At 68.0% G+C, this 25057-nt stretch carries 25 protein-coding genes and 1 tRNA gene; 15 read left to right on the top strand and 11 right to left on the bottom strand.

What is annotated here, in order from left to right; translation table 11 throughout:
• Positions 1–111: 111 nt before the first annotated feature.
• The 4 genes from NL1_RS09155 to ectB form a co-directional block, all read right to left on the bottom strand.
• Positions 112–294 (bottom strand): hypothetical protein, encoded by a 183-nt coding sequence (locus NL1_RS09155; RefSeq protein WP_067836444.1) that lies wholly within the window; start codon positions 292–294, stop codon positions 112–114.
• A gap of 2 nt (positions 295–296) precedes the next feature.
• Positions 297–1421 (bottom strand): lytic murein transglycosylase, encoded by a 1125-nt coding sequence (locus NL1_RS36325; protein ID WP_245673158.1) that lies wholly within the window; start codon positions 1419–1421, stop codon positions 297–299.
• A gap of 138 nt (positions 1422–1559) precedes the next feature.
• Positions 1560–1958 carry an NUDIX hydrolase gene (locus NL1_RS09145; protein WP_067836441.1) on the bottom strand — a complete coding sequence of 133 codons (399 nt, stop codon included), beginning with the start codon at positions 1956–1958 and terminating at the stop codon, positions 1560–1562.
• Positions 1959–2115: 157 nt separating this feature from the next.
• Positions 2116–3372 carry a diaminobutyrate--2-oxoglutarate transaminase gene (ectB, locus tag NL1_RS09140; RefSeq protein WP_067836437.1) on the bottom strand — a complete coding sequence of 419 codons (1257 nt, stop codon included), beginning with the start codon at positions 3370–3372 and terminating at the stop codon, positions 2116–2118.
• A 147-nt stretch (positions 3373–3519) separates the two neighbouring features.
• Between ectB and NL1_RS09135 the strand changes: the two genes are divergently transcribed.
• From NL1_RS09135 to NL1_RS09125, 3 genes are all read left to right on the top strand, one after another.
• On the top strand, positions 3520–4374 hold the full coding sequence (locus NL1_RS09135; protein ID WP_245673157.1) for an ABC transporter permease: 855 nt from the start codon (positions 3520–3522) through the stop codon (positions 4372–4374).
• Positions 4367–5197, top strand: a complete 831-nt coding sequence (locus NL1_RS09130) for an ABC transporter permease (RefSeq protein WP_067836434.1) — start codon at positions 4367–4369, stop codon at positions 5195–5197. Before NL1_RS09135 ends, NL1_RS09130 begins: the two co-directional genes overlap by 8 nt.
• Before the next feature lie 128 nt (positions 5198–5325).
• On the top strand, positions 5326–6192 hold the full coding sequence (locus tag NL1_RS09125) for an ABC transporter ATP-binding protein (protein WP_245673156.1): 867 nt from the start codon (positions 5326–5328) through the stop codon (positions 6190–6192).
• A 42-nt stretch (positions 6193–6234) separates the two neighbouring features.
• Here NL1_RS09125 and NL1_RS09120 read toward each other — a convergent pair whose 3' ends face one another.
• Positions 6235–6924: a DUF4389 domain-containing protein gene (locus NL1_RS09120; protein WP_245673155.1), complete on the bottom strand. Its 690-nt coding sequence runs from the start codon at positions 6922–6924 to the stop codon at positions 6235–6237.
• Between the two features lie 238 nt (positions 6925–7162).
• On the opposite strand from NL1_RS09120, the gene NL1_RS09115 reads away from it, so the two are divergent.
• The 4 genes from NL1_RS09115 (at position 7163) to NL1_RS09100 (ending at position 10574) form a co-directional block, all read left to right on the top strand.
• Entirely contained in the window at positions 7163–7456 is a 294-nt protein-coding gene (locus tag NL1_RS09115; RefSeq protein WP_084510417.1) for an excalibur calcium-binding domain-containing protein, read from the top strand.
• 168 nt (positions 7457–7624) lie between these two features.
• Positions 7625–8044: a putative copper homeostasis (lipo)protein LpqS gene (lpqS, locus tag NL1_RS09110; RefSeq protein ID WP_156094759.1), complete on the top strand. Its 420-nt coding sequence runs from the start codon at positions 7625–7627 to the stop codon at positions 8042–8044.
• 134 nt (positions 8045–8178) lie between these two features.
• The gene (locus NL1_RS09105; RefSeq protein ID WP_067836457.1) at positions 8179–9324 is read left to right on the top strand and encodes a PLP-dependent cysteine synthase family protein; all 1146 of its coding nucleotides are present in this window, start codon (positions 8179–8181) and stop codon (positions 9322–9324) included.
• Positions 9321–10574, top strand: coding sequence for an MFS transporter (locus tag NL1_RS09100; protein ID WP_067836423.1), 1254 nt, complete (start codon positions 9321–9323; stop codon positions 10572–10574). Before NL1_RS09105 ends, NL1_RS09100 begins: the two co-directional genes overlap by 4 nt.
• Before the next feature lie 112 nt (positions 10575–10686).
• Here NL1_RS09100 and NL1_RS09095 read toward each other — a convergent pair whose 3' ends face one another.
• Complete coding sequence (locus NL1_RS09095) at positions 10687–10965, bottom strand: hypothetical protein (protein ID WP_245673154.1); 279 nt, start codon at positions 10963–10965, stop codon at positions 10687–10689.
• Between the two features lie 438 nt (positions 10966–11403).
• Between NL1_RS09095 and NL1_RS09090 the strand changes: the two genes are divergently transcribed.
• Positions 11404–11934: a DUF4254 domain-containing protein gene (locus NL1_RS09090; protein ID WP_067836421.1), complete on the top strand. Its 531-nt coding sequence runs from the start codon at positions 11404–11406 to the stop codon at positions 11932–11934.
• Here the strand turns inward: NL1_RS09090 and NL1_RS09085 are convergent, their stop codons facing one another.
• From NL1_RS09085 to NL1_RS09075, 3 genes are read right to left on the bottom strand one after another with little or no spacing between them, the layout of a single operon-like run.
• Positions 11935–12198: a hypothetical protein gene (locus tag NL1_RS09085; RefSeq protein ID WP_373862539.1), complete on the bottom strand. Its 264-nt coding sequence runs from the start codon at positions 12196–12198 to the stop codon at positions 11935–11937.
• A gap of 42 nt (positions 12199–12240) precedes the next feature.
• Positions 12241–13389, bottom strand: a complete 1149-nt coding sequence (locus NL1_RS09080; protein ID WP_067836415.1) for a fatty acid desaturase family protein — start codon at positions 13387–13389, stop codon at positions 12241–12243.
• Between the two features lie 21 nt (positions 13390–13410).
• The gene (locus tag NL1_RS09075) at positions 13411–14469 is read right to left on the bottom strand and encodes a ferredoxin reductase (protein ID WP_067836412.1); all 1059 of its coding nucleotides are present in this window, start codon (positions 14467–14469) and stop codon (positions 13411–13413) included.
• A 195-nt stretch (positions 14470–14664) separates the two neighbouring features.
• On the opposite strand from NL1_RS09075, the gene NL1_RS09070 reads away from it, so the two are divergent.
• Complete coding sequence (locus NL1_RS09070; protein ID WP_245673153.1) at positions 14665–15285, top strand: TetR family transcriptional regulator; 621 nt, start codon at positions 14665–14667, stop codon at positions 15283–15285.
• Between the two features lie 139 nt (positions 15286–15424).
• On the opposite strand, the gene NL1_RS09065 is transcribed toward NL1_RS09070, so the two are convergent.
• Positions 15425–16756: an MFS transporter gene (locus tag NL1_RS09065; RefSeq protein WP_067836407.1), complete on the bottom strand. Its 1332-nt coding sequence runs from the start codon at positions 16754–16756 to the stop codon at positions 15425–15427.
• Between the two features lie 118 nt (positions 16757–16874).
• Between NL1_RS09065 and NL1_RS09060 the strand changes: the two genes are divergently transcribed.
• The 4 genes from NL1_RS09060 (at position 16875) to lysA (ending at position 22126) form a co-directional block, all read left to right on the top strand.
• On the top strand, positions 16875–17432 hold the full coding sequence (locus NL1_RS09060) for a PadR family transcriptional regulator (protein ID WP_067836404.1): 558 nt from the start codon (positions 16875–16877) through the stop codon (positions 17430–17432).
• 22 nt (positions 17433–17454) lie between these two features.
• A complete protein-coding gene (locus NL1_RS09055) occupies positions 17455–19485 on the top strand; it encodes an NADPH-dependent 2,4-dienoyl-CoA reductase (protein ID WP_067836401.1) in 2031 nt (676 codons plus the stop codon).
• 22 nt (positions 19486–19507) lie between these two features.
• Complete coding sequence (gene cmrA / locus NL1_RS09050; RefSeq protein WP_067836398.1) at positions 19508–20311, top strand: mycolate reductase; 804 nt, start codon at positions 19508–19510, stop codon at positions 20309–20311.
• A 471-nt stretch (positions 20312–20782) separates the two neighbouring features.
• Positions 20783–22126 (top strand): diaminopimelate decarboxylase, encoded by a 1344-nt coding sequence (lysA, locus tag NL1_RS09045; protein ID WP_067836396.1) that lies wholly within the window; start codon positions 20783–20785, stop codon positions 22124–22126.
• 43 nt (positions 22127–22169) lie between these two features.
• Here lysA and NL1_RS09040 read toward each other — a convergent pair whose 3' ends face one another.
• On the bottom strand, positions 22170–23948 hold the full coding sequence (locus NL1_RS09040; RefSeq protein ID WP_174553403.1) for a helicase HerA-like domain-containing protein: 1779 nt from the start codon (positions 23946–23948) through the stop codon (positions 22170–22172).
• 239 nt (positions 23949–24187) lie between these two features.
• Here NL1_RS09040 and orn point away from each other — a divergent pair, with 239 nt between their 5' ends.
• Together orn and NL1_RS09030 are read left to right on the top strand one after the other, a co-directional pair.
• Positions 24188–24838 carry an oligoribonuclease gene (gene orn, locus NL1_RS09035; RefSeq protein WP_067836390.1) on the top strand — a complete coding sequence of 217 codons (651 nt, stop codon included), beginning with the start codon at positions 24188–24190 and terminating at the stop codon, positions 24836–24838.
• A 55-nt stretch (positions 24839–24893) separates the two neighbouring features.
• Positions 24894–24969: transfer RNA gene (locus NL1_RS09030), tRNA-His, on the top strand.
• Positions 24970–25057: the final 88 nt, after the last annotated feature.

Genomic DNA, 25057 nt, shown 5'->3' with positions numbered 1-25057 from the left:
CACGTCGTTCACGGCGACCTTGTCCCCGAATCGGCGCACCAGATGTGCGACTTCCAACATGGAGATCCCCTGTCGTCGACTGCGCCACCCACCCTAGGGGCCTTCGACCGGTCAGCGCACGGTCATTGTCGTGAGCGGCGCCGAGCCCGACCACCCGCAGGGCAGGCCGCAGCTCGCCACGATCTCCACGCACACCGTGCCGTCGATCAGGTGCCGCTCGACGGCCGATGCCTCGGCCGGGTAGCCGCAGTCCGGGCATTTGCCGAAGTAGTTGAGGATCGCGTGGATTCGCATGCTCAGCCCTGCGGCGGGGCGGGCAGCGGGATGACGATGCCGAACGGGAGGGTGATGCGGGGCGGGGCGGGCCGGGCCGGGGGTTCCGGCACAGCGGGTTCCGGCTCGACGCCCGGCTCCGGCGCGGTCTCGGGAGCCGGTGCGTGCTCGGGCGCTGCCTCGGAATTCACCATCGGCGCTTCGGCTTTCGGCTCTTCATACGGCCGCGGCCCGCCATCCTGTGGACGAGGGACCTCGCAGGCCGGATCCGGCTGCACGGCAGCGACTTCGGGTGCATTCTGCTCGTCCGCGCCGTAGGACCGGCTCGGCGCGATCGGGCGCTGCCCGGGTTCGACGGGTCGCGGCATCGGAGCCGGAATCGTCGCCTCGCACGGAATGTCTTGCGGCGGCGGGCAGAAAATCCCGCACGGAATCGGCGGCAAACCCGGGATGGTGATCATCACCTGCGTCGGAGTCGGAGGGGCGGCGACCGGCGGTGGTTCCACCGGGGAAGCGGTCGACGGCAGCGCTGTATCGAGAGCGGACAGCTCCGGTCCGGGCCGGCTCATGGGCGCCGACCCCGGCGGAATCAGCTCCGGACCGATCTCGACGTGAGCCGGAGCGCCGCCGGTGCGATACGCCACCGACCAGCTCAGCACGTCGCGCGCATAGGCCAGGGAGTTGTTGTACCGCAGCACCGCTCGCAACTCCTGCGCCGAATCCCGCAAGTCCGGCCCACCCGAGCACAGGTACTTTCCGGCGGCCACCGACGCGTCGAAGACGTTGTGCGGGTCGGCGACTCCGTCACCGTTGCCGTCCGCGGCGTACGCGCTCCAGGTGCTCGGCAGGAACTGCATCGGTCCCATCGCGCGCACATATCCGCCGTCGGCGGCGTGGATGATCTCGTTGCCCGGCAGGGTCCCGTCCAGCGCAGGACCGAAGATCGGCGTCACCGTCGTCCCCGCCGCGTCGGTGCGACCGCTGCCCGCGTGATGGGACTCGATCCGGCCGATCCCGGCAAGCAGATGCCACGACAACCCGCATCCGGGCAGCGCGGACGCCAGCGCCAGCTCGGCATTGCGGTACGCCGCCAGCACGACCTCCGGAATTCCCAAGACGCCGCCCGTGGTCGGCAGCAGGTTTGACACCTGTGCAGCATCGAAGTCCCCGGAAACACCCGGCACGTCCGGTTCCAGACATGGCGATGCCCGGCGGCTCGGACCTCCTCCCGCCTGGGCGCCGCCGCCGATCGAAACACGCTGTACCACCGGGCAATCCGGCGGAGTTCACCAGTCGACGAGGCCCAGTTCGTGCAGCTTGCGGAAGACGAGCATGGAGCCGGGGGCGACGTGGTCCATGGCGGCGTACTCGCGCACCGTGAAGTAGCGGAGTTCGGCGATCTCGCCGCTGGGGTGCGGGTCGCCGTCGAGTTCGGCGGTGAAGCAGGTCATGTGCAGCCGGGTGCCGGGCGCGTGGCCGTACGCCTCGGCCTGGAAGACGCCGAGTTCGGCGCAGGAGGCGACGCCGACGCCGAGTTCCTCCCTGACTTCGCGGTGCAGTGCCGCAACCGGCGTCTCCCCCGCGTCGATCTTGCCGCCCGCCATGTAGAAGACGTCCTTGCCGACGGATCGCGCCTGCAGCAGACGCCGATCCCGGACATGAGCCAACGCAGCTGTGCGAATCACCGGCCCACCCTACTGACCGCCGCGGGGCGCCGGCCAACCGAATAACGGAGCCGCACGCGAATCACCGGAGGCGGGCGCGCGGTGTTCTACGGCCGTGGACGAGTTCGTCGCTGCCTTCCCGAACGACGTCGACCTGGTCTATCTCGTTGATTTCGCGTCAGCCGCAGACGGTGTCGACAGCGGCAGTGAGCAGATCCAGGCCCCGGTCGAGTTCGTCGTCGGTGATCGTAAGCGGCGGCAGTAGCTTGACCACCTCGTCCACGGAGCCGGAGGTCTCCACGAGCAGTCCGCGATCGAAGGCCACCTGGCAGACCTTGCCTGCCAGTGACGGATCCTCGAAGACGATGCCGTGCACGAGACCGCGTCCGCGGGTCGAGACGCCGGGAAACGCCGCAGCCACCCGCGCGAGAGCTTCTTCGATCCGCTCGCCCTTCGCGAGGGTGGCGCGCTCGAGCGCGTCGTCGGACCAGTAGTGGCGCAACGCGACCTCGGCCGTGACGAAGGCCGGGTTGTTGCCGCGGAAGGTGCCGTTGTGCTCACCGGGCGCCCACTGGTCCAGCTCCGGCTTGAAAAGCACCAGCGCCATGGGCAATCCGTAGCCGCCGATCGACTTGGACAGCGTCACGATGTCGGGGGTGATCCCGGCGACCTCGAAGGAGAAGAACGGACCGGTCCGCCCGCAGCCCATCTGCACGTCGTCGACGATCAGCAGGATGCCGCGAGTCCGGCAGAGGTCGGCCAGTTCGCGCAGCCACTGCACCCGAGCGACGTTCACGCCGCCCTCCCCCTGCACCGTCTCCACGATCACCGCGGCGGGCTTGTCCAATCCCGAGGAGGGATCGTCCAATGCGCGCCGCATCCAGTGCAGCTCGTCGCCCGCGCCCAGGTAACCGTCGTAGGGCATCGGCGTGACGTGCACCAGCGGCACCCCCGCGCCGGCCCGCTTGGCGGCATTGCCAGTCACCGACAGCGCGCCGAGCGACATGCCGTGGAAGGCGTTGGTGAAGTTCAGCACCGCCTGCCTGCCGGTGACCTTGCGGGCCAGTTTGAGCGCGGCCTCCACGGCGTTCGCACCCGTCGGGCCGGGAAACTGCATCTTGTAGTCCAGGCCGCGCGGAGCGAGCACGGTGTCGCGCAGGGTTTCCAGGAGTTTGCGCTTGGCCACGGTCGACATGTCCAGGCCGTGGGTGATGCCGTCCCCCACGAGATAGTCGATCAACGCGCGCTTGAGGACCGGATTGTTGTGGCCGTAGTTCAGCGCGCCCGCGCCCGCGAAGAAGTCCAGGTAGTCGCGACCGTGCTCGTCGTGCAGCCAGGCGCCGCTGGCGGTGTCGAACACCGTCGGCCAGGATCGGCAGTACCCGCGAACATTCGATTCGAGTGCCTCGAAAACGGTCGACTCGGCGACAGTCATCGACGATCCTTCCTGTCGTGCGCGAGCACTCCAAAAATCTGAAGTGACTGTGTTTCTAACACTGAAGCGACAGGTCCGTAGCACTTTCTCAAAAATCGCGCGTGAACCTACCGCGCGTCCGCGGCCGGGCAGTAAAGTTGACTCCTTGTGCGCTGGAGTGCGGGAGGGGAGGAACGGCTGGCCGCAGCAACCCAGGCGCGACGCGAGGCGACACTGTATTGGCGGCTCGCGGTGGCCGGGTTCCGGCGTCAGTCGCAGTACAAGCTGGCAATGCTCGCGGGTCTGTTCACCAACTGCGTGTTCGGGTTGGTGCGCGCCGCGGTCATGCTCGCCGCCGTGCGCAGCGCGGGCGATTTCGGCGGATACGACGAAGGCACCGTCGGCGCCTACGTCTGGCTCACGCAGGGGCTGCTCGGCGCCATGCAATTCATGGGCCCGCCACTGGAATTGGTGGACCGGGTCAAGAACGGCGACGTCGCGATCGACTTCCTGCGCCCCGTCGACATCCAGCTCGGCTATCTCGCAGCAGATCTCGGGCGCGCGACGTGCACCCTGGGGCCGCGCTTCGTGCCGAGCGTACTGTTCGGTTTCCTGACCGTCGGGCTGGCGCTGCCCAGCACGCCGGGACCCTATGTGCTCGGCGCGATTTCGATGCTGCTATCCATCAGCCTGTCGTTTCTCCTGCTGTTCGCCATCGGGTTGATCGGCTTCTGGGTGGTGGAGACCCGCGGCATCCGGGTGCTGTACCAGATCTGCGGCACCTTCCTCGCCGGTCTCTTCGTGCCGGTGCACATGTTCCCGAACTGGCTGCGCACGCTCGCGAACGCGACCCCGTTCCCTTCCATCCTGCAAGCGCCGGTCGACGTGCTCTCGGGGCGAATCCTCGGCATGGAGGCCGTGAGCGTCGTTGGCATCCAGCTCTTCTGGGTGCTCGCGATCGCCACGATCGGACGGCTGATGCTGGCGGCCGGGCGCCGCAGGCTGGAGGTGCAGGGTGGCTGAGCCGCTCGTCTTCGCGCCCTCGGGGAGCTGGTTCACGCCGTATGCCGCGGTGTTGCGCTCGCGCATCCGGGCCCAGCGCGCATACCGATTGTCCTTCGCCAGCGAGGTGTTCAGCGCGTTCCTCATCGGTGTCGTCGAATTCGCCGAGGTGTGGGTCATCTTCCACAACGTGCGTGTCCTCGGCGGCCTGGACATGCACGGGGCGCTGCTGCTGTTCGGGCTGAGCAACACCACGTTCGCGCTGGCCCAGGTGCTGGTCGGGCATCTGGACACGCTGCCGACGCTGATCAGGATGGGCACCCTCGACGCCTACCACCTGCGCCCGCAACCGCTGCTGCTGCAACTGATCACCGGCGACGTCTCGCTGCGCCGATTCGCCCGCGCCGCGGTCGCCATCGTGGTGCTGGTTATCGGGTTGCTACAGAACGACATCGATTGGGATGCGGCCGCATTCGGACTCCTGGCGATGACCCTCGGGTGCGGTATTCTCCTGTTCGGCGGGATCTTCGTCTGCGCGGCCGGGTTGCAGTTCTTCCTGATCGACGGCTCCGAGCTCACCAACAGTTTCACCTACGGCGGGTCGTTCGCCGCGATGCAGCCTGCCTCGGTATTTCCGGTGCCGCTGAAACTGTTGTTCGGATTCGCCATCCCGGTCGCGTTCACGGCGTACCTGCCCACCATCGCCCTGCTCGGGTTGCCCAGCCCGCCGTTGCTGCCGTCCTGGCTGGTCTGGCTGACTCCGCTGGCGACGCTGTGGATATGGCTGCTGGCACTCGGTTTATGGCGGCTCGGGACCAGGCACTACCAGGGAGGTGGCGGATAAGCGTGGCGGACAGCGACTTATCTGACGCGATCATCGATATCGAGAACCTGACAAGGCAATTCACGCTGTATCGAAGGAACGGCCGCCGATGGCGCCGGCAGCGCGACACTCTCACCGCGGTCGACAGGATGACTTTCCGAATCGAACGCGGAGCGGCGGTCGGCTACATCGGGGCGAACGGGGCGGGGAAATCCACCACCATCAAAATGCTCACCGGCATTCTGGTTCCCTCCTCGGGGCGGGTGCGCACCTGCGGCCTGGACCCGGTCCGGCAGCGGCGCGAACTGGCAGGCCGCATCGGGGTGGTGTTCGGGCAGCGGTCCCAGCTGTGGTGGGATCTGCCGCTGCGCGAATCGTTCACGATCCTGGCCGCCATCCACCGGCTGGAACCCGACATCACCCGCAAGCGCACCTACGAGCTGGTCGAGCAGCTGGAGATGGCCGAGACCCTGGACACGCCGGTGCGCCAGCTCTCACTGGGGCAACGGATGCGCGCCGAGGTCGCCGCGGCGCTGCTGCACTCCCCCGAGCTGGTGATCCTGGACGAACCGACCATCGGCCTGGACGTGCTGTCCAAGCAGCGGCTGCGGGAGTTCCTGCGGGCGGAGCGGGTCGACCGCGGCACCACGCTGCTGCTCACCACCCACGACATGGGCGATATCGAAAGGCTTTGCGACCGTGTGCTCGTCGTCGACCACGGCAGCCTGGTCTACGACGGTTCGCTCTTCGGGCTCGGCGCGACGGTGGGCGCGCGCCGGGTGCTCGTGGTGGATCTCGCCGAGCCGACCCCGGACCTGCGCGAACTGCCGCCGGGTGCGGAACTGCTCACCAGCGAGGCAGACGGTATGCGTCAGCGACTGGCCTTCGACGCCGAATCCATCACCGCCGCACAGCTGCTCGCGGCGGTGTCGGACCGGGCCGAGGTGCGAGATCTGTCCATCGAGGAGCCCGGAATCGAAGATGTGGTCCGCCGGATATACGAATCCGCCCGCTGACGAGTCGGCGGGCGGATTCGCGGTAGTCGGTTCGATCGGGGGTTACGGCTCGCGCGACCCTTGGTCGAGCCGGAACGGCGGGTACTCGTCACGCATCAGCGAGGCGTAGGCCTGCACCCGGATCGCCCACCGATTGATGCCGACGACGAAGTCGTACAGCCCCTTCGGGTAGACCGCGGTGACCAGCAGCGCGATCAGCGCCACCGCAAGCAGCAGGTAGAGCACCGGCCAGGTCACCACCAGAACCCAGACCTGAGAGCCGTCGTCGTGCATCGCGTTGCCGATCGCGCCGCTCATCAGCGCGCCGATGATCAGATAGTGCGGAATGGCCAGCAACCACCATTTGATCAAAACCAGTCCGCGGTGCAGGGTCTCGGGATAGTCGACCTCGAGATCGGCCGGATAATCCTCGTCCGGCCGCAAATGGAACGGCGGATACTTGTCGGTGCCGAGCACGGTCAGCGCATAGAAGCTGACCCGCCAATTCCAGCGCATGACACCGACATTGAAGTCGAACAACCCGCGCGGATACTTTCCGGTGAACAAGATCGCAAAGAATGCAATCACCGAAACCACGAAGTACGCGATGTGCAGGAAGAACAGCACGACGTAGTGCGGGATGGCCAAGAGCCACTTCACCAGCCACATCCACCGCGACAGACTGGGATCGAAGTCCCCTCGGACGCGAACCGGATTCACCGCAACCACCGGCTTCTCGGGTTCCATTTCCATGATCGACGCTCCTTTCGGGCTTCGAATACACAGCCCTCCCGGGCTTGGATTTCACAGTGCCCCTGTGAGGTATCTCATAATTGTCCTGCACCCTTCGGTCGGTAAGGCCACGATGCGGTACCGACACGCCAACAAAAAGACCGTCCAGCCCGGCCCGCAATGTTGCGAAGGTCCGACGCGGCCGCAATACTGACTGGCGCTTGGATCGAAAACCGTTGTGTTTGGGGGGAATCCGATAATGCGTAACTCTCGTCCCATCGTGTTCGTCGTGAGCCTGCTGCTCATCGCGGTGCTGGCGGCCTCGATCACCGGCTGCGGCTCGAACAAGAAGCGACGCCACTCGTCGTCCGGTCCGGTGGCCGCGGCGACCACCACCTCGTCGTCGGCTTTCCGCACCTGCGAGGACGCCTGGGCCGCGGGCAGAGCACCGCTGCGCCGGCAAGACCCCGGCTACTCGACGCAACTGGACCGCCAGGACGGCAAAGAAGACGGCGTCGCCTGCCTGGTCCGCCCGACCACCGCACCCCGCTGACTCGGCGGCGATCGATCGTCGACGATCGACAACAACACGCCGACGCGGGATCCACGACCACGCCGGCGACCACCCACCGGCGCTGATTCGCCGGACATGCGCGACCTCTTCCACACGCTGACGGCGGTGAGACCGGATCCGCTGTCCGGGCTTGTACTATCGGCAGACGTGACGTTCGGAGCGATACGGGGGCCCGGTATGCGGGCGGTGATCGCCTGCGTCTTCGCCGCGTGGGCGCTCGCCATGGCGCTCCCGGAATGTCACCTGGTCACCCCGGCCACCGGCATTCACACACACATCGAATCCGCGGGTCCTGGCGGCGCGTTGCAGGTGGTGCCGTGGGCCGCCGCCGATCTGCACCAGCATGCCGCCGAGCCGGACCGGCATCTGTCCGCCGACGCGGTGATCGCGACCCTGCCGCGCTCCGGTCCATCGCTGCAGGAACTGCTGCTCGTCGGGATCGCGCTGTCGCTCGTGCTCCCGTTGGCCGCCGGGCTCGGCCTCGGTCCGCGGGCGCCGCCCGTCGCCGCCCTTCCGGTCCGTCGCGGCCGGGATCTGCTCACTCGATTCGGCATCGATCGGAACTGATCGGTCAGCGTCAGGTCGTGGCCTGCCGAGGCCCGGCCGGTGTTCGTGCGTTCCCGCACCACACCCTCGCTGACTCAGCGACCGCACAGAATCGATGATTCCCCATGACTGCTGCACTGCGGCACGATGCCGTGCTGAATCCCGCTCTGCTCGAAGCGACTTCGGAACCACTGCCCAGCCCGGCAAGCCTGCTCACCACCGCGGGCCGCTGCCCTCGCCCGGCCACCATGGTCGGCAACACCCCGGTCCTCTGGATCACCGAACCGCTCGCGCCGACGGGCCGCGGATTCTGGGCCAAATTGGAGGGCGCCAATCCGGGCGGCATGAAGGACCGGCCCGCTCTGCACATGGTCGAACGCGCCGCCGCCCGCGGTGAGCTCACGCCCGGCGCGCCGATCGTCGAATCCACCAGCGGCACCCTCGGCTTGGGCCTCGCCTTGGCCGGGATGGTGCACCGCCACCCGGTCACCTTGGTCACCGATCCTGGCTTGGAGCCGCTCATGCACCACATGCTGGCTGCCTACGGCGCCCGCGTGGAGTCGGTGACCGAACCGCATCCCACCGGAGGCTGGCAGCAGGCCCGTCGCGACCGCGTCGCCGAACTGCTCGCCGACGACCCGCGCGCCTGGTGCCCCGACCAGTACCGCAATCCCGACAACCGCGCCGCATACGAATCGCTGGCCATGGAGCTCGTCGCGCAGCTCGGCCGAATCGACGTGCTGGTCTGCTCGGTCGGCACCGGCGGGCACTCCTCGGGCGTCGCTCGCGCGCTGCGCCGCTATTTCCCGCACCTGCGCCTCGTCGGCGTGGACACCGTCGCGTCCACCATTTTCGGCCAGCCCGCCGGACCGCGGCTGATGCGCGGCCTCGGTTCGAGCATCCATCCCGACAACGTCGACTATCCGGCGTTCGACGAGATCCACTGGGTCGCACCCGCCGAGGCGGTGTGGGCCTGCCGCACACTGGCCGCCACCCATCACGCCAGCGGCGGGTGGAGCGTCGGCGCCGTCGCGCTGGTCGCGGGGTGGCTGGCACGCACGGGTGAACGGGAGGCACGCATCGCCGCCGTCTTCCCGGACGGGCCGCTGCGCTACTTCGACACCGTCTACAGCGACGCGTACTGCCGCGAGCACGGATTACTCGGCATCGAACCACCGGTCGAACCCGCCACGATCGCCCACCCGTACGCCGAGGTGGTCGACTCGTGGACCCGATGCACGACCGTGCTCGACCCGAAGCTGCACCGGCCCGGCACCACCGCTCCGGGGGTCGCGCGATGAAGGACGTCTACGCGACCTATCGCAGTTTCGGCAGACCGAGCCGGGTGCTGATGGTCAACCAGTTCGCCATCAACACCGGCTTCTTCATGCTCATGCCCTATCTGGCCGGTTATATGGCGGGCCCGCTCGGCCTCGCCGCGTGGGCGATCGGACTGGTGCTCGGCATCAGGAACTTCTCCCAGCAGGGCATGTTCCTCGTCGGCGGCACCCTGGCCGACCGGCTGGGGTACAAGCCGCTGATCGTGGCCGGATGTCTGCTGCGCACCGGTGGTTTCGTACTGCTGGCCTTCGCGGACTCGCTGCCCGCGCTGCTGATCGCGTCGGCCGCAACCGGTTTCGCGGGCGCGCTGTTCAATCCCGCGGTGCGTGCGTATCTGGCCGTCGACTCCGGCGAGCGACGGGTCGAGGCGTTCGCGGTGTTCAACATCTTCTATCAGGCGGGCGTCCTTTTCGGCCCGGTCCTCGGACTGGCGCTGATGGCCTTCGACTTCCGCGCCACCGCCGCGGGCGCGGCCGCGGTGTTCGGCCTGCTCACCATCGCCCAGCTGCGCGCGCTGCCGCAGCACCGCGCCGAGCCGAAAACCGCCTCGGTGCTGGACGATTGGCGAGTGGTGCTGGCCAACCGCCCGTTCCTGCTGTTCTCCGCGGCGATGATCGGCTGCTACGTGCTCTCGTTCCAGGTGTACCTGGCGCTGCCCATGCAGGCCGCCCGCATCGTCGGAGACGGATCGGCCACCGCGCTGATGACGGCGGTGTTCGTGGTCTCGGGCGTGATCGCGATCGCCGGGCAGCTGCGCATCACCCGCTGGTTCGCCGCCCGCTGGGGCAGGCCGCGCAGCCTGGTGTCCGGCATGGCGATCCTGGCGGCGGCGTTCGTCCCGCTGCTGCTGGTCCCCGGCAACGCACTCGGCGTCCCCACCGCGGTCGGCGCGCTCCTGCTCACCGCCGCAGTGCTGGGAGTCGGTGCGGCCGCGGTCTTCCCGTTCGAAATGGACACCGTGGTCGCGCTCTGCGGCGACCGCCTGGTCGCCACCCACTACGGCCTCTACAACACCATCGTCGGCACCGGCATTCTGCTCGGCAACCTCGGCACCGGAACCGTCCTCGACGCGGCGCGCTCCGCCGGACTGAGCTCCCTGGCCTGGGCCGCACTGATCGCCATCGGCGCCGCCTCCGCCGCGGGGCTGTACGGCCTCACCCGCTCGGGTCGCCTGGACGCGCCGGCTCCCGCGGTGGCCGCGACGGTGTAGTTCCTCGCACACCTCGTGCACGCCTCGCAGAGGTCACAGCCTTTGCGAGGCGTGCAGAACGTCTGTGAGGCCGCGCCTGCGCAGCATGCCGTAGCGGCTCGGGCGAGGAGGGCTAGCTCGGCGCTTCCCCCTGGGCGGAGTACAGGCTGACCTCGCCTTCCTCGCCGAGAAACGCGTTGACCAGCATGATCCGGTTGACGCGCAGCTCCTCGGGATCGGGCGCGCTGGTGGTGATGGAGATCTGCGGGATCACGGCCCAGTTCACCACGTAGCGCTCCGGCGGGCCGTCGTCGTCGGACAGCCGTGCGAGCCGGAACACCGAGACCGTCTTGCGGACGATGAGGTTGCGCACGACTTCAGCAATTCGCTCGGGATCTTCCAATGCGAACATGAAGCCGAATGTCAACTCCGGTGATGACACATAGGCGGGCACGAACACCGAGGCTAGTCCATCGAACCGGGGTGCGCAGCCGCCGCGCCGGAATGATAACTGGAGATGCGCCAATCGCTCAGTTCATCTTGGGCAAAGGTAGATTTCGGGTGACCGCACCGTAACGGACGATAACGATTTCCGACTGGTGCATGGATTTTCACAGCACACGGTTGCGCCGATTCGAATATCGCGCTTTCCTGAAAGTGTCCCGATTTTCTCGGGCCGTCTTCCTCATCGCATCGTCGCGGATTTCCCGGTTTCTTTGCCGTGCTGGTGGACTGTGTGGGGGGGCGTCCGGGGCTCGGGTCTGCGCCGGAGCCGAGGGGTGCCCCTCCCCGAAATCCCCCTCGGCCCTGGCGTATCCACGATCGGATCGTTACCGCAGGGGCGTGCATCATGCCTACCGAATACGCCGGGAGCCGTACCGGAGCCGGCGAGCTGCCACCGCGATCGGCGCTGTTGCGCGCGTTTCGCGAAGCCGACGACCCGAATCGCCGAAAGCATCGAGTGCTCGCCGCGGCACGCGAGCTGGTCGAATGCCACGAGCGCAGGCACCACGCGCTGGCCGCAGGGCACGCGCCGGATGCCACCAGCGGCCGCGTCGCGGCGTGCAGTCAGCTGGTGGACGACATCGACGTGCGCCGCGCCGAGCTGGTCGGACGCATCGACGACTGGGTGGCGACCAATATCGCGCACCGCTCCGGCGCCTCGTTGCACACCGAGACGCTCGGCGCTGTCATCGATCGCATGGCGGCGAAATGGATTGCGGCACAACAGGCTTTGGGCAAGGCCAGCCCGGCGACGCAGACACCACGGGTGGACGGGGAAGCCCACCTGCAGTGGACGCGGCTCGCCGAGCTGGCCGACGGCTATCAGGACCTGATCACCGACGTCACCGAGCACCGGCGCAGGCTGCCGGTGTGGTGATCAGCGGCGGTCGTCGAGGTCGGAATCGACGACCTCGGCCTCGACGTAGGCGGAGTCCGCGGGGGTCGCGGGCTCGGTCTCGTCGGGGACCTCGTCCGGCAGCGTCTCCGCCTGGGTCGCGGCATCCTTGCGGGCCGCCGCGGCCGCTTCGTTCATCTCGATCGCATCGGTGATCCACTCACCGATCTCCCGAGTGACCTCCTGGACGGTTCCGGTGATGATCGTCGCAATATTTCCGACGTGCTTGGCACCGGAGGCCGTCAATTCTTGAATCAAATCCTTGTTGCTTTCGAATTTCCCGATCATTCACACGCCCACTTCGGTCGCCTTCCGCTGACGCATCACGATAACACCGGGAGATGACGGCTTCTTCGTGAAGCGCGGCGGCAGCGCCAGCTTGAAAATCTTCATCCACACATCGCCGATCTGCTTGCTCAACGGCCCGGTGTGGTACGGCAATCCATACTTCTCGCACAAAGCCCGCACCTCCGAAGCCATCTCCGGATAGCGGTTCGCGGGGATGTCGGGGAACAGGTGATGTTCGATCTGATGCGACAGGTTGCCGCTCATGATGTGGAACAGCTTGCTGCCGCTGATGTTCGCCGAGCCGAGCATCTGCCGGACGTACCACTCGCCGCGGGTCTCCTCGGCGGTCTCCTCTTCGGTGAACGTCTGTACGCCGGAAGGGAAGTGGCCACAGAAGATGATCGAGTAGGCCCAGACGTTGCGCACCAGGTTGGCCGCCACGTTCCCGGCCAGCGTGCTGACGAACAGCGGACCGGTCAGCGCGGGGAACACCACGTAGTCCTTGAGCGCCTGCCTGCCCGCCTTGCGCCACCAGCCCTTCAGCAGCGGCTCGAGATCCGACCACTTGCGCTTGCCTTGCACGATGTTCTCGGCCTCGGCGTCGTGCATCATCACGCCCCACTCGAAGAACACCATCAGCAGGAACGCCCACAGCGGGTTGCCCAGGTAGTAGGGGTTCCATTTCTGGCCCTCGTCGATGCGCAGGATGCCGTACCCGATGTCGCGGTCCATGCCGTGGATATTGGTGTAGGTGTGGTGCATGTAGTTGTGCGAGTGCTTCCACTGGTCCGCCGGGCAGACCGTATCCCACTCGAACTCACGGGAATTCAGGCCGGGCTCACGCATCCAGTCGTACTGGCCGTGCATGACGTTGTGGCCGATCTCCATGTTGTCCAGGATCTTCGACACGCTCAGCGCGGCCACCGCGGCAAGCCACACCGGCGGCAGGAAGCCGAGGTACATCAGGCCGCGGCCGGCGATCTCGAAACCGCGCTGCGCCTTGATGATCGAGTAGATGTACTCGCGGTCGCGTTCGCCGAGATCGGCGACGACGCGGTCGCGCAGTTCATCGAGCGCCTTGCCGAGTTCCTCGACCTGGTCGGGGGTCAGGACCAGCGGTCCGTCCTTGGTTTCGGTCAGAATGGTCATTGTCGGTCCCCTTGTGTCTGTCTAGATTTCGATGTCTACGTCGCCCACCGCGGCGCTGACGCAGAGCTGGATGGGCTGGTCGGGATCGCTGCCGGTTTCGCCGGTACGCAGGTTGCGGGTACATCCCGAGCGGCGAACGGCGGTGCAGGAGAAGCAGATACCCATGCGGCAGCCGTACTCCGGAGTCAGGCCCGCGGCCTCGGCCTGTTCCAGCAGGCTGGCGCCGGTGTTCTCGGCGCTGACCCCGCTGGCCGAGAAGGTGGTCGCGCCGTAGGCCTCGTCCGCGTCGACGGGGGCAACCGAGAGCGTGAACTCCTCGGAGTGCAGCCGGTCGGCCAGCTGTTCGGCCTCGTACACCTTGCGCACCGCGTCCATCAGCGGCGGCGGGCCACATACATAGGTCTGCGCGTCCGCGAACCAGGGCGCGACGCGCTCGAGCTCGTCGTAGCCGAACGGGCCGCCGCCCTGTTCCGGATAGCGCATCTCGATGCGGAAATGCGGATTCCGCTCGGCGATGGCCTCCAGTTCGGCGCGGTGCGGCACCGCATCGGGCGACCGGGCGTAGTGCAGGAAGGTCAGCTCACCGGGATAACCCTCGTCGGCGAGGGTCCGCATCATCGACAGCACCGGCGTGATGCCGCTGCCGCCGCTGATCAGCAGCACCCGATCGGGACGAATCTCGGGCAACCGGAACACTCCGGCGGCGGGGCTCAGGTCCACCACCATGCCCGGCACCGCCTTCTCGTGCAGGTACTGCGACACCAGGCCGCCCGGATGCGCCTTGACGGTGAGCTGGATGTGCCGGTCGCGCCTGCGCTCCGGATTCACCGGCGAATAGCACCGGGTGTGCCGGACGCCGTCGATCACCACGCCGATCTGGACGTACTGGCCCGCGGCGTGGCCGCGCCAGCGCCGGGTGGGGCGCAGGGTGAGCGTCACCGAGCCGGGCACCGATCGGCGCACGTGGGTGATCTCGGCGCGCATCTGCCGGACGGTCAGCGTGGGGCGCACGAGTTCCAGGTACCGGTCGAGTGGATGGGGCGTAGTGAGGGTCTGCACCAGGTCGATGAGATCCACCATTCGGTTCTCCGTGCCTCTGCTTGTCGGTCGATCAGGGCTGTGGCGTGCCGACTGTCACTCGATCAAATTTCAGTGCACGCCTGTACACTCATCCAGTGTGACCGATGGACAGGGTCCAGTGTCAACCGGCAATTCATGTGACCCGAACTACACCTCTGGGACTGGCGAATGGTGAACGGATGTATGCTCACCTTGATGAGCGAGCAGGCAGCTACCCGAATCGAGCGCAAGGAGCGCACGCGGCAGGCCTTGGTCGACGGCACGCTCGAACTCGCGGCCGACCGCGGTTTCGCCGCATTGAGCCTGCGTGAGATCGCACGCTCGGCCGGGATCGTGCCGACCGCCTTCTACCGCCACTTCGCCTCGCTCGACGATCTCGGCGCCACCCTCGTCGACCAAGGCGTGACCGCGCTGCGGCTGGCGCTGCGCGAGGTCCGGCGCAACCCCGATGCCAGCGTGGCCGACACGGTGCGGTTCGTCTTCGATCAGGTGGAGACCAAACGCGCGCTGTTCGGTTTCCTCACCCGGGAACGCCACGGCGGCTCGGCGGCGTTGCGCAAGGCGATCGCGCTGGAACTCCAGCTCATCGTGCGTGAGCTGGTCGCCGATCTGTCCCGGATACGCGCGCTGGACGACTGGAGCCCGCGCGATCTGGAGATCGCCGCAGACCTGCTCGTCGGCACCGTCGCCGACGGAATCGCCGCCCACGTCGCTGCCGCGGACCGCGATCAGCAGGCCATCATCGACCACACGGTGCAGAAGATTCGCCTGATCGCCCTCGGCATGGACAACTGGTGGCCGCCCAAGGATCGGTAGTACCGGACCGCGTCGTCACCTGGTCGGCCGCCCTCACCGACGAAGCCGGAACCGGCAGGCCCGCCAGGCTCAGCGCCAACTCACCGGTCGGCGACCTACCCGCCCTTGTTCTCGATCCACAGCGGCATGGGAGGCCGGATCACTCAGCGCGAGCGACGTCGGGTGAGCGCACCGGGAGCAGCACCGCCAGGCCCGCAGCAAGGACGACGAGCAGTCCGACGATCCCGGCGCGGTCGGCGTCGAACGCCCAGACGAACAGGCCGAAAAGCATAGGGGCGAGGAAGGATACGGCCCGGCCCGTGGTGGTGTAGAGGCCGAACAGCTGGCCTTCCCGTCCCGGTGGCGCCAACCGGGCGAGGAACGATCGCGCCGAGGCCTGAGCGGGCCCGACGAAGATGGTCAGCAGCAGTCCGAACACCCAGAACATGAGCGGTCCCGACACCACAAGCAGCGCAAGCCCGCAGACCAGCATCGCGGCCAGCGACGCCACGATCACCGCCTTCGGTCCCACCCTGTCGTCGAATCGGCCCGCGACGATCGCCCCCAGCGCGGCGACCACGTTCGCGGCGACGCCGAACAGCAGCACATCGGAATCATCGATGCCGTAGACGCGCACCGCGAGCACCGCGCCGAAGGTGAAGACGCCCGCCAGTCCGTCCCGAAAGACCGCGCTGGCCAACAGGAACCAGACGGTGCGCCGGTCGGCCTCCCACAGCTCGCGCAGATCACGCCACAGCACCCGGTAGGAACCGAAGAACCCCGCGCTCGCCGCGCCGGGATCGGCGGCGGTGCGCGGCAGTTCCGGCACCGCGAACAGCACCGGCAGCGCGAATCCGGCGAACCACACCGCCGCGAGGACGGCGACCAACCGGATGTTGAGCCCGTCGTCGGTCGGTATGCCGAGCAGTCCCCGGTTGTCCCCCTCGCCGGAGATGAAGCCGAAGTAGCAGATCAGCAGCAGAAAGATGCCGCCGAAATACCCCATCGCCCAACCGAATCCGGAGACCCGGCCGACGGTCTCCGGCGTGGAGACCTGGCGCAGCATCGCGTTGTACGGCACGTTGGCCAGCTCGAAGGCGGCGGAAGCGAAGGCCAGCAGCGTCAGTCCGAGCCACAGGTCGTGGTAGTCGTCGTGCACGAAGAACATCGCGGCCATGGCAAGGACCGTCAGCGCGGTCAATACGCCAAGGGAGCGTTTGCGTTTCGCGGCCGCGTCGAACCACTGCCCGCTGATCGGCGCCGTCAGCGCGACGACGAGTCCGGCGATCCCGAGCGCCCAGCCCAGCCAGGCACTGGCCGAGATGCCACCGGGCAGATCGTCGCCGACGCTGTCGGTGAGATACACCGAGAACACGAACGTGAGGATCACGGCGTGGAACGCCGAGGAACCCCAGTCCCACAACCCCCAGGCCATCATCTGCCCGCGCCCGGCGGCGTCCCCGATCGTGCCGCGCGCGTCCACCTCGGTCATGGGCGCAGCGTAACCCGGCCCACCGGAGAAAGTCGGCCGAAAGCCGACGCGGGTCCGAGGGAATGCAGCGGTATGCACCCAGTTGCATAGTACCGGCTGTACCAAGTACCGTGGCGGCATGGCTCTCGAGCACGCGTTGTTGGTATCGCTGACCGAGCGGGCCGGTTCGGGCTACGAGCTGGCGCGCCGGTTCGACAAGTCCATCGGCTACTTCTGGAGCGCGACGCATCAGCAGATCTACCGTGTGCTCAAGCGCATGGAGGAATCCGGTTGGCTGGACAGCGAATCGGTGGTGCAGGAGGGCAAGCCGGACAAGAAGGTCTACTCGGTGAACGAGGCGGGCCGTGCCGAGCTGGCCCGCTGGATCGCCGAGCCCTCCAATACCGACCTGCCCCGCGGCGAACTCGGGGTCAAGATCCGCGGCGCGGCCTACGGCGACCTGGACGCGCTGCGCGCGGAGGTCGTCCGGCACCGCGACCAGCACGCACAGCGCCTCGAGGTCTACCGGCTCATCGAGAAGAAAGACTTCGCCGCGCCGGATCAGCTCTCCGGCACGGCACTGCACCAGTACCTGGTCCTGCGCGGCGGCATCCGCGTCGAGTCCGGGTTCGTCGAATGGTGCGAAGAAGTACTGCAAGCACTGCGACCGGATGCGTCAGCCCCGCATCCGGCCTGATGGAGAAAGGCGAGCGTCACCAATGACCTCCTTCCCCCACCTCGTCGAGCCGCTGGACCTCGGCTTCACCACACTGCGCAACCGCGTGGTCATGGGGTCGATGCACACCGGCCTGGAAGACCGCGCCTGGGACACCAACAAACTGGCCGCCTACTTTGCCGAGCGTGCCCGCGGCGGGGTCGGGCTGATCATCACGGGCGGCTACGCGCCCAACCGCACCGGCTGGCTGCTGCCCTTCGGCGCCAAGCTGACCAACAAGACCGAGGCCTACCGGCACCGCAGGATCACCAAGGCGGTGCACGACGAGGGCGGCAAGATCGCCATCCAGATCCTGCACGCGGGCCGCTATTCCTATTGGCCCGCCAGCGTCTCCGCGTCCTCGATCAAGGCGCCCATCAACCCTTTCCGGCCCCGTGCCCTCTCCGCCCGCGGCATCGAGCAGACCATCGCGGACTACGCGCGCTGCGCGAAGCTGGCCCAGTTCGCCGGGTACGACGGCTGCGAGATCATGGGCGGTGAAGGCTATTTCATCAACCAGTTCCTCGCGCCGCGCACCAACAAGCGCACCGACAAGTGGGGCGGCTCGGCCGAGAACCGGCGCAGGCTGCCGCTCGAGATCGTGCGCCGGGTCCGTGCCGCGGTCGGACCGGACTTCATCATCGTGTTCCGGCTGTCCATGGCCGAGCTGGTGGAGAAGGGCCAGACCTTCGACGAGATCGTCGCGCTCGCCAAGGAATTGGAGCGCGCCGGTGTCACGATCATCAACACCGACATCGGCTGGCACGAGGCGCGGGTGCCGACCATCGTCACCTCGGTCCCGAGGGCGGCGTTCGTCGAATTCACCGCGAAGATCACCGCGCAGGTGAGCATCCCGGTCTGCGCCTCGAACCGCATCAACATGCCGGAGATCGCCGAGGAGATCCTGACTCGCGGTGACGCACAACTGGTTTCGCTGGCGCGCCCGTTCCTCACCGACCCGGAATGGGTGAACAAGGCCGCGCAGAACCGCGTCGACGAGATCAACACCTGTATCGCCTGCAACCAGGCCTGCCTGGACCACGCCTTCCAGCACAAGACGGTGTCCTGCCTGCTCAACCCGCGCGCCGGGCACGAGACCGAGCTGAAGCTGCTGCCGACGCGACGCAGCAAGCGCATCGCCGTGGTCGGCGCGGGGCCTGCCGGACTCTCCGCGGCGGTGAGCCTCGCCGAACGCGGCCACCGCGTCGACCTTTTCGAGTCCGACGACAAGATCGGCGGCCAATTCGACATCGCCCGACGGATTCCCGGCAAGGAAGAGTTCGACGAGTCCATCCGGTACTACCGCCGGATGATCGAGGTCCGCGGCGTGCACCTGCACCTGAACAAGCGGGTCACTGCCGAGGAGCTCATCTCGGGCAACTACGACGAGGTGGTGCTGGCCACCGGCGTGCGGCCGCGCATCCCCAACATTCCGGGCATCGACCACCCGATGGTGCTCTCCTACGCCGAACTGGTGCGCGAGGAGAAGCCGGTGGGCAAGCGCGTCGCGGTGATCGGCGCGGGCGGCATCGGCTACGACGTGAGCGAGTTCCTCACCGTGGAGGGTCATCCCGCGCTCAAGCTGGACGAGTGGAAAGAGGAGTGGGGCGTCGACGCCGACGACGAGCAGGCGCCGGGCCAGCTCGCCACGCCCAGGCCCTCGCCCGCGGCCCGCGATGTCGTGCTGCTGCAACGCAAGACGTCGGCGTTCGGCAAGGACCTCGGCAAGACCTCCGGCTGGGTGCACCGCGCGGCGCTCAAGGCCAAGGGCGTCGAGCAGATCGGCGGGGTGAACTACGAGCGCATCGACGACCACGGCCTGCACATCAGCTTCGGTGAGAAACGCGAACGCCCGCAACTGATTCCGGTGGACAACGTGGTGGTCTGCGCGGGCCAGGAGTCGGTGCGCGAGCTGGCCGAGCCGCTGCGGGCGGTGGGCATCACCCCGCACCTGATCGGCGGCGCCGAGCTGGCCGCCGAACTCGACGCCAAGCGCGCGATCGATCAGGGCACCCGGCTGGCCGCGCGCCTGTGACCGCCTCGCTAGCATCGCTCAGGTGAGCCTGCCCTCCCCCACCTCCGAGAACCGCGCCGTCGTCACCGGAGCCTCCTCCGGTATCGGCACCGCGCTGGCCGCCGAACTGGCCGGACGCGGCTATTCGCTGATCCTGGTCGCCCGGCGTGGCGACCTGCTGAACGAGCTCGCGCAGCGCCTCACCCTGGCGCACGGCATCACCGCCGAGGTGCGCGCGGTCGACCTGTCCGATCGCGCGCAGCGCGGGCCGCTGGTCGAGGAGTTGTCCGCGCGCAACATCTCGATCCTGTGCAACAACGCGGGCATCGCGACGTTCGGGCCGGTCGCCGAGCTGGACCCGGAGTACGAGCGCGCCCAGATGGAGCTCAACGCCGTCGCCGTGCACGATCTCACCCTCGCGGTGCTGCCCGGCATGATCGCGCGCGGCAGCGGTGGCATCCTGATCAGCGGCTCGGCCGCGGGCAACATGCCGATCCCGAACAACGCGACCTACGCCGCGAGCAAGGCGTTCGCCAACACCTTCTGCGAATCGCTGCGCGGTGAGCTGAAGAATTCGGGCGTGCACGTCACGCTGCTGGCCCCGGGGCCGGTTCGCACCGAACTGCCCGACCCGGCCGACGCCTCGATCGTGGACCGTGTGGTCCCGGACTTCATGTGGGTCTCCTCGGAGTACACCGCGAAGATCTCCGTCGACGCCCTCGCCCGCAACAAGATGCGCGTCGTCCCCGGCCTGATCTCCAAGGGCATGAGCGTCGCGGGCCAATACGGCCCACGAGCCCTCACCGCCCCCATCGCCGGTGCGTTCTACCGCAAACTCGGCAGCTGACCACAGACGGCATCGACGCCCGCACACGCGTACTACCCCTGCGAAGTGCACAAATGCCCTGCGCTCACGCCCCCGAAGCGGGGTCCTCGCAGACCATTAAGACGCCTCGCAGGGGCCACAACCTCTGCGAGGCGTACGAAATCTCTGCGAGGACCGCGCGTGGTTGAGGGGCGAGTCCACCAAAGAGCGAGTCGACGCCGCGCAGCGCTGCGACCTGTGGATGCGTCATCCCACCCGAAACCGGCACCACAAAGCGTTTGAACGCCGCACAGCGCTACCGCCTGTGTGGTGCGCGTGGAGGGGGTGTGAGCTGGGATAACGCCGGGCCGGGGTGGGTGTCAGTGGGTTGTCAGGAACGGTGAGGTGGGCGTCAAGGACGTGTTAGGGACATGTCCACGGTGTTCGGGGAGGGGTAGTCCTGGCATCGGCCCCGCAGTGTGGAGAAAGCGGGGGCGCACCCAGGAGAACACTGTGACGCTGCTCGAAATCTTCCCGTCGCTGCGGTCGGGGATGCCCTCGCGGCTCGATCCGGCGGTGTGGCCACGGGACACGCATTACGACGGCGACGGTCGGATCACGGTCGGCGGAGTAGCACTCGCCGACCTCGCCGACCAGTACGGCACGGCCACGTACGTGCTGGACGAACAGGAGGTCAGGTCGCGCTGCCGCGCGTACCGACGGGCGTTTCCCGAGGCGGAGATCATCTACGCGGGTAAGGCGCTGATGATCCGCGCGGTCGCCGAGTGGGTCACCCAGGAGGGACTGTCAGTGGACGTGTGCTCGGCGGGCGAGCTGGCCATCGCACTGTCCGCCGGGGTGGATCCGGCGCGAATCATCCTGCACGGCAACGGCAAATCCTCCGACGAACTGCGGGCCGCGGTGCGCTGCGGTGTCGGCCGGATCGTGGTCGACTCGCTCACCGAGATCACCATGCTCTCCGCCTTGGCGACGACGCGCCAGCGGGTGCTGGTGCGGCTGTCCCCCGGCATCGATGTGCACGGGCATCCCGCGGTGAAGACCGGCGTCACCGACCAGAAGTTCGGCTTCCCGCTCGGCAGCGACCTGGCCGCCGAGGCGGTCGATCGCATCATGCGCAGATCGAACCTGGAGCTGGTCGGCTTCCACTGCCACCTCGGCTCGCAGATCTACAACCCCGACTACTACGGGGAGGCGGTCCGCAGGATGATCGGCGAAATGGCGCGCGTGCGCCAGGACCACGGACGCATCCTCACCGAACTCGACCTCGGCGGCGGGCACGCCGTCGCGTACCGCGGCGGCGACGCCGAGATGAACCTGACCGAACTGGCCGAGATCCTCGACGACGCCCTCGACGTGGGCTGCGCCCGGCACCACTTCCCGCGGCCGCGGGTCGCGCTGGAACCGGGTCGCGCGATCGTGGCGCGCGCCGGTGTGACGCTCTACCGGGTGCTCTCGGTCAAGCACATCGAGGGCGGGCACACCTACGTCACCGTCGACGGCGGCATGAGCGACAACCCGCGCGTCGCGCTGTACGGCGCCCGCTACGACGTGGTGCTCGCCAACCGCCACCCGTGCGGGCCGCACATGACCGCGACCATCGCGGGCCGGCACTGCGAGGCGGGCGACGTCCTCGCCGTGGACGTCCGGCTCCCTTCCGACCTGCGCCCCGGCGAGATCCTCGCGGTGCCGTGCACGGGCGCCTACCACCACAGCCTGGCCAACACCTACAACAGCGTCTGCCGCCCGCCCGTCATCGCGGTGCGCGACGGCCGCGCCAGGGCGCTCATCCGCCGCGAGACGGTCGACGATCTCATGGCCCGCGAAGTCGGCGTCTGAGGGTGGCGCGCGGGCGAAACGGCGAGCCGCCGCCCGCGCGAGATCAGCGGCGACGGCGCGTGCCGAACAGGCTGCGGCTGATCTCGCGCCCCGCCATGGACGCGGCCGAGCGCAGGAAGCTCTTCACCGCCGGGTTCTTCATGATCCGTTCCGCTGCCGACTCCTCCTCTTCCCGGCGCGGGGACCGGCCTGGCGCCTGGGCGGTCTCGGGCTGCTCCGGCTCGGCCGCGGCCAATGCGGCCGTCAGCATCTCGTAGGCGGACTCGCGGTCGATGGTCTGGCCGTACTTCGTGGCGAGCGCGCTCGACAAGGCGCGCGACTTGATGGCGTCCTCGCCGATGGTGTCCATCAGCGAACGCGGAGGCTGAATCCTGGTCCACGCCACCGGCGTCGGCGCGCCGCGCTCGGAGAGCACCGTCACCACGGCCTCGCCGGTGCCGAGCGAGGTCAGCGCCTCCTCCAAGTCGTAGGCCGAGGATTTCGGGTAGGTGCGGACGGTCTTGGACAACGCCTTCTGGTCGTCGGGGGTGAAGGCGCGCAGCGCGTGCTGGATGCGCGCGCCGAGCTGGGAGAGCACCGGATTCGGGATGTCGGTGGGCAGCTGGGTGCAGAAGAACACCCCGACGCCCTTCGAACGGATCAGCTTGACCGTCTGTTCGACCTGGTCGAGGAACGCCTTCGAGGCGTCGGCGAACAGCAGGTGCGCCTCGTCGAAGATGAACACCAGCTTGGGCTTGTCGATATCACCGACCTCGGGCAGCGTCTGGAACAGATCGGCGAGCACCCACATCAGGAAGGTGGAGAACATCACCGGCCTGGCCGCCTGCGCGCCGAGCTCGAACAGCGTGATGACGCCCTGCCCGCCCGCGAGCCGGACCAGGTCGGCCGGATCGAGTTCGGGCTCGCCGAAGAAGGTGTCGCCGCCCTCGGCCTCCAGGTTGACCAAGGCCCGCAGGATGACGCCCGCGGTCTGCGCCGACACACCACCGATGCCTTTCAGGTCCGCCTTGCCGTCGGGGCTGGTCAGATGGGTGATGACCGCGCGAAGATCCTTCAGATCGAGCAGCGCGAGCCCCTGCTGATCGGCCCAGTGAAAGATCAGGCCGAGGGTCGATTCCTGCGTCTCGTTGAGGTCGAGCACCTTGCTCAGCAGCACCGGGCCGAACGAGGTGATGGTGGCCCGGATCGGCACCCCGATCCCACCGGTGCCGAGCGAGACGAATTCGGTCGGGAAGCCCGCGGGCGCCCAGTCCTGCGCGCCCGTCTCGCGTGCCCGGGCGCTGATCTCGTCGTCGGCCTCCCCCGGTCGGCTCAGACCGGACAGATCACCCTTGATGTCGGCGAGCACCACCGGAACGCCCGCGCGCGAGAGCTGTTCGGCGATGCCCTGCAACGTCTTGGTCTTCCCGGTGCCGGTGGCGCCTGCGACCAGGCCGTGCCGGTTCATCGTGCGCATCGGAATCCGCACCCGCGCAGCAGGATCCACGGCTCCGTCGACGACCACGGTGCCCAGTTCCAGCGCCGCGCCTTCGAAGGCGTAGCCCGCGGCGATCTCGTGTGCGGCCGAGTCCACGTCGGTACTCGGCGCGACAGCGGCATCGGCCTCGGCCTCGGCGGCCGTCGCGGAGTTCGCGTCGGCTCCGGCACCCGCTGCCTTCGCGGCGGCGTCCAACTCGCCCTTCCCATCCCGAGTGGCCGCCGCTTGCTGCTCGGCCAGCTCACGCTCGGCGGCTTCCGCGGCGGCTGCCGCTTCCGCGGCCACTCGCGCCGCCTCGTCCGCGGCCCTACGCGCCGCGGCCGCCTTCTCCTGGGGGGTGGTCATCGCACGTCCTCCGTCTGTCGAACCGACAACGCTCATGGGTCCAGTCGGGCGTAATTCGCCGATAGCCCGTGACAGCGTCATACCCGCCGTCGCGTCGCCGACACCGCTCTGTGCGGAAACCGGCGGCTGTGCGGAAACCGGCACCGTGGCGCGGGGAATCCAGCGGCGGCGGCGCGCGCGGAAGGCGGACGCGCTTGTTCGCGGAGGGTGGGCCCAGCGATGCCAGTAAGGTTGCCTGAGTGTCCGACAAACTAGTGGTGTGGATGGATTGCGAGATGACCGGCCTGCGCCTGGACAGCGACAAGCTGATCGAGGTGGCCGCTCTCGTGACCGACAGCGACCTCAACATTCTCGGTGACGGCGTCGACATCGTCATCCACGCCGATGACGAGGCGCTGGCCACGATGCCCCCGGTGGTCGCCGACATGCACGAGCGCTCCGGCCTGACCGAGGAGGTGCGCCGCTCCACCGTCACCCTCGCCGAGGCCGAGCAGCAGGTGCTCGACTACATCCGCGCCTACGCGCCTGTCGCGGGAACCGTTCCGCTGGCGGGTAATTCGATCGCCACCGACCGCGGATTCATCGCACGCGACATGCCCGCGCTGGACAGCCACCTGCACTACCGGATGATCGATGTGAGCTCCATCAAGGAGCTGTGCCGCCGCTGGTACCCCCGCATCTACTTCGGCCAGCCGGAGAAGGGCCTCACTCATCGCGCCCTCGCCGACATCAAGGAATCCATCCGCGAACTCGAGTACTACCGGCGCACCGCGTTCGTCGCGCCGCCCGGACCGTCCACCACGGAGATCGCCGCTGTCGCCGCCCAGCTCAGTGGCACCGCCAAGCCCGCGGGCTCGGCGCCGCGAAATGGCGTGTTGGAAGCCGATTAGGGAATCGCCGGGTCGGCACGCTAGTATCTAGCGCGCCGGTATTACACCGGTGATGGTGAGTGTAGTTCAGTTGGTAGAGCACCAGGTTGTGATCCTGGATGTCGCGGGTTCGAGTCCCGTCACTCACCCCATGCGAAATGCGCGAGTCCGATGGACTCGCGCATTTCGCGTTTCCGGGCAGGCGCCACAGGACTGGAATGTGTTCTGAAACGCACGTAG

This window comes from Nocardia lijiangensis NBRC 108240, assembly GCF_001613045.1.
Taxonomy (GTDB): domain Bacteria; phylum Actinomycetota; class Actinomycetes; order Mycobacteriales; family Mycobacteriaceae; genus Nocardia; species Nocardia lijiangensis.
The sequence above is the reverse complement of the archived record's forward strand: the minus strand, read 5'-3'. Positions and strand labels throughout refer to the sequence as shown.

What these genes read in the sequence shown, in the direction of transcription:
- NL1_RS09155 (WP_067836444.1), bottom strand. Translation starts at nt 294, where the DNA reads ATGCGAATCCACGCGATCCTCAACTACTTCGGCAAATGCCCGGACTGC.
- ectB (WP_067836437.1), bottom strand. Translation starts at nt 3,372, where the DNA reads ATGACTGTCGCCGAGTCGACCGTTTTCGAGGCACTCGAATCGAATGTT.
- NL1_RS09125 (WP_245673156.1), top strand. Translation starts at nt 5,326, where the DNA reads ATGACTTTCCGAATCGAACGCGGAGCGGCGGTCGGCTACATCGGGGCG.
- NL1_RS09120 (WP_245673155.1), bottom strand. Translation starts at nt 6,924, where the DNA reads ATGGAAATGGAACCCGAGAAGCCGGTGGTTGCGGTGAATCCGGTTCGC.
- NL1_RS09115 (WP_084510417.1), top strand. Translation starts at nt 7,163, where the DNA reads ATGCGTAACTCTCGTCCCATCGTGTTCGTCGTGAGCCTGCTGCTCATC.
- NL1_RS09100 (WP_067836423.1), top strand. Translation starts at nt 9,321, where the DNA reads ATGAAGGACGTCTACGCGACCTATCGCAGTTTCGGCAGACCGAGCCGG.
- NL1_RS09095 (WP_245673154.1), bottom strand. Translation starts at nt 10,965, where the DNA reads ATGTTCGCATTGGAAGATCCCGAGCGAATTGCTGAAGTCGTGCGCAAC.
- NL1_RS09090 (WP_067836421.1), top strand. Translation starts at nt 11,404, where the DNA reads ATGCCTACCGAATACGCCGGGAGCCGTACCGGAGCCGGCGAGCTGCCA.
- NL1_RS09080 (WP_067836415.1), bottom strand. Translation starts at nt 13,389, where the DNA reads ATGACCATTCTGACCGAAACCAAGGACGGACCGCTGGTCCTGACCCCC.
- NL1_RS09075 (WP_067836412.1), bottom strand. Translation starts at nt 14,469, where the DNA reads ATGGTGGATCTCATCGACCTGGTGCAGACCCTCACTACGCCCCATCCA.
- NL1_RS09070 (WP_245673153.1), top strand. Translation starts at nt 14,665, where the DNA reads ATGAGCGAGCAGGCAGCTACCCGAATCGAGCGCAAGGAGCGCACGCGG.
- NL1_RS09065 (WP_067836407.1), bottom strand. Translation starts at nt 16,756, where the DNA reads ATGACCGAGGTGGACGCGCGCGGCACGATCGGGGACGCCGCCGGGCGC.
- NL1_RS09060 (WP_067836404.1), top strand. Translation starts at nt 16,875, where the DNA reads ATGGCTCTCGAGCACGCGTTGTTGGTATCGCTGACCGAGCGGGCCGGT.
- NL1_RS09055 (WP_067836401.1), top strand. Translation starts at nt 17,455, where the DNA reads ATGACCTCCTTCCCCCACCTCGTCGAGCCGCTGGACCTCGGCTTCACC.
- NL1_RS09040 (WP_174553403.1), bottom strand. Translation starts at nt 23,948, where the DNA reads ATGACCACCCCCCAGGAGAAGGCGGCCGCGGCGCGTAGGGCCGCGGAC.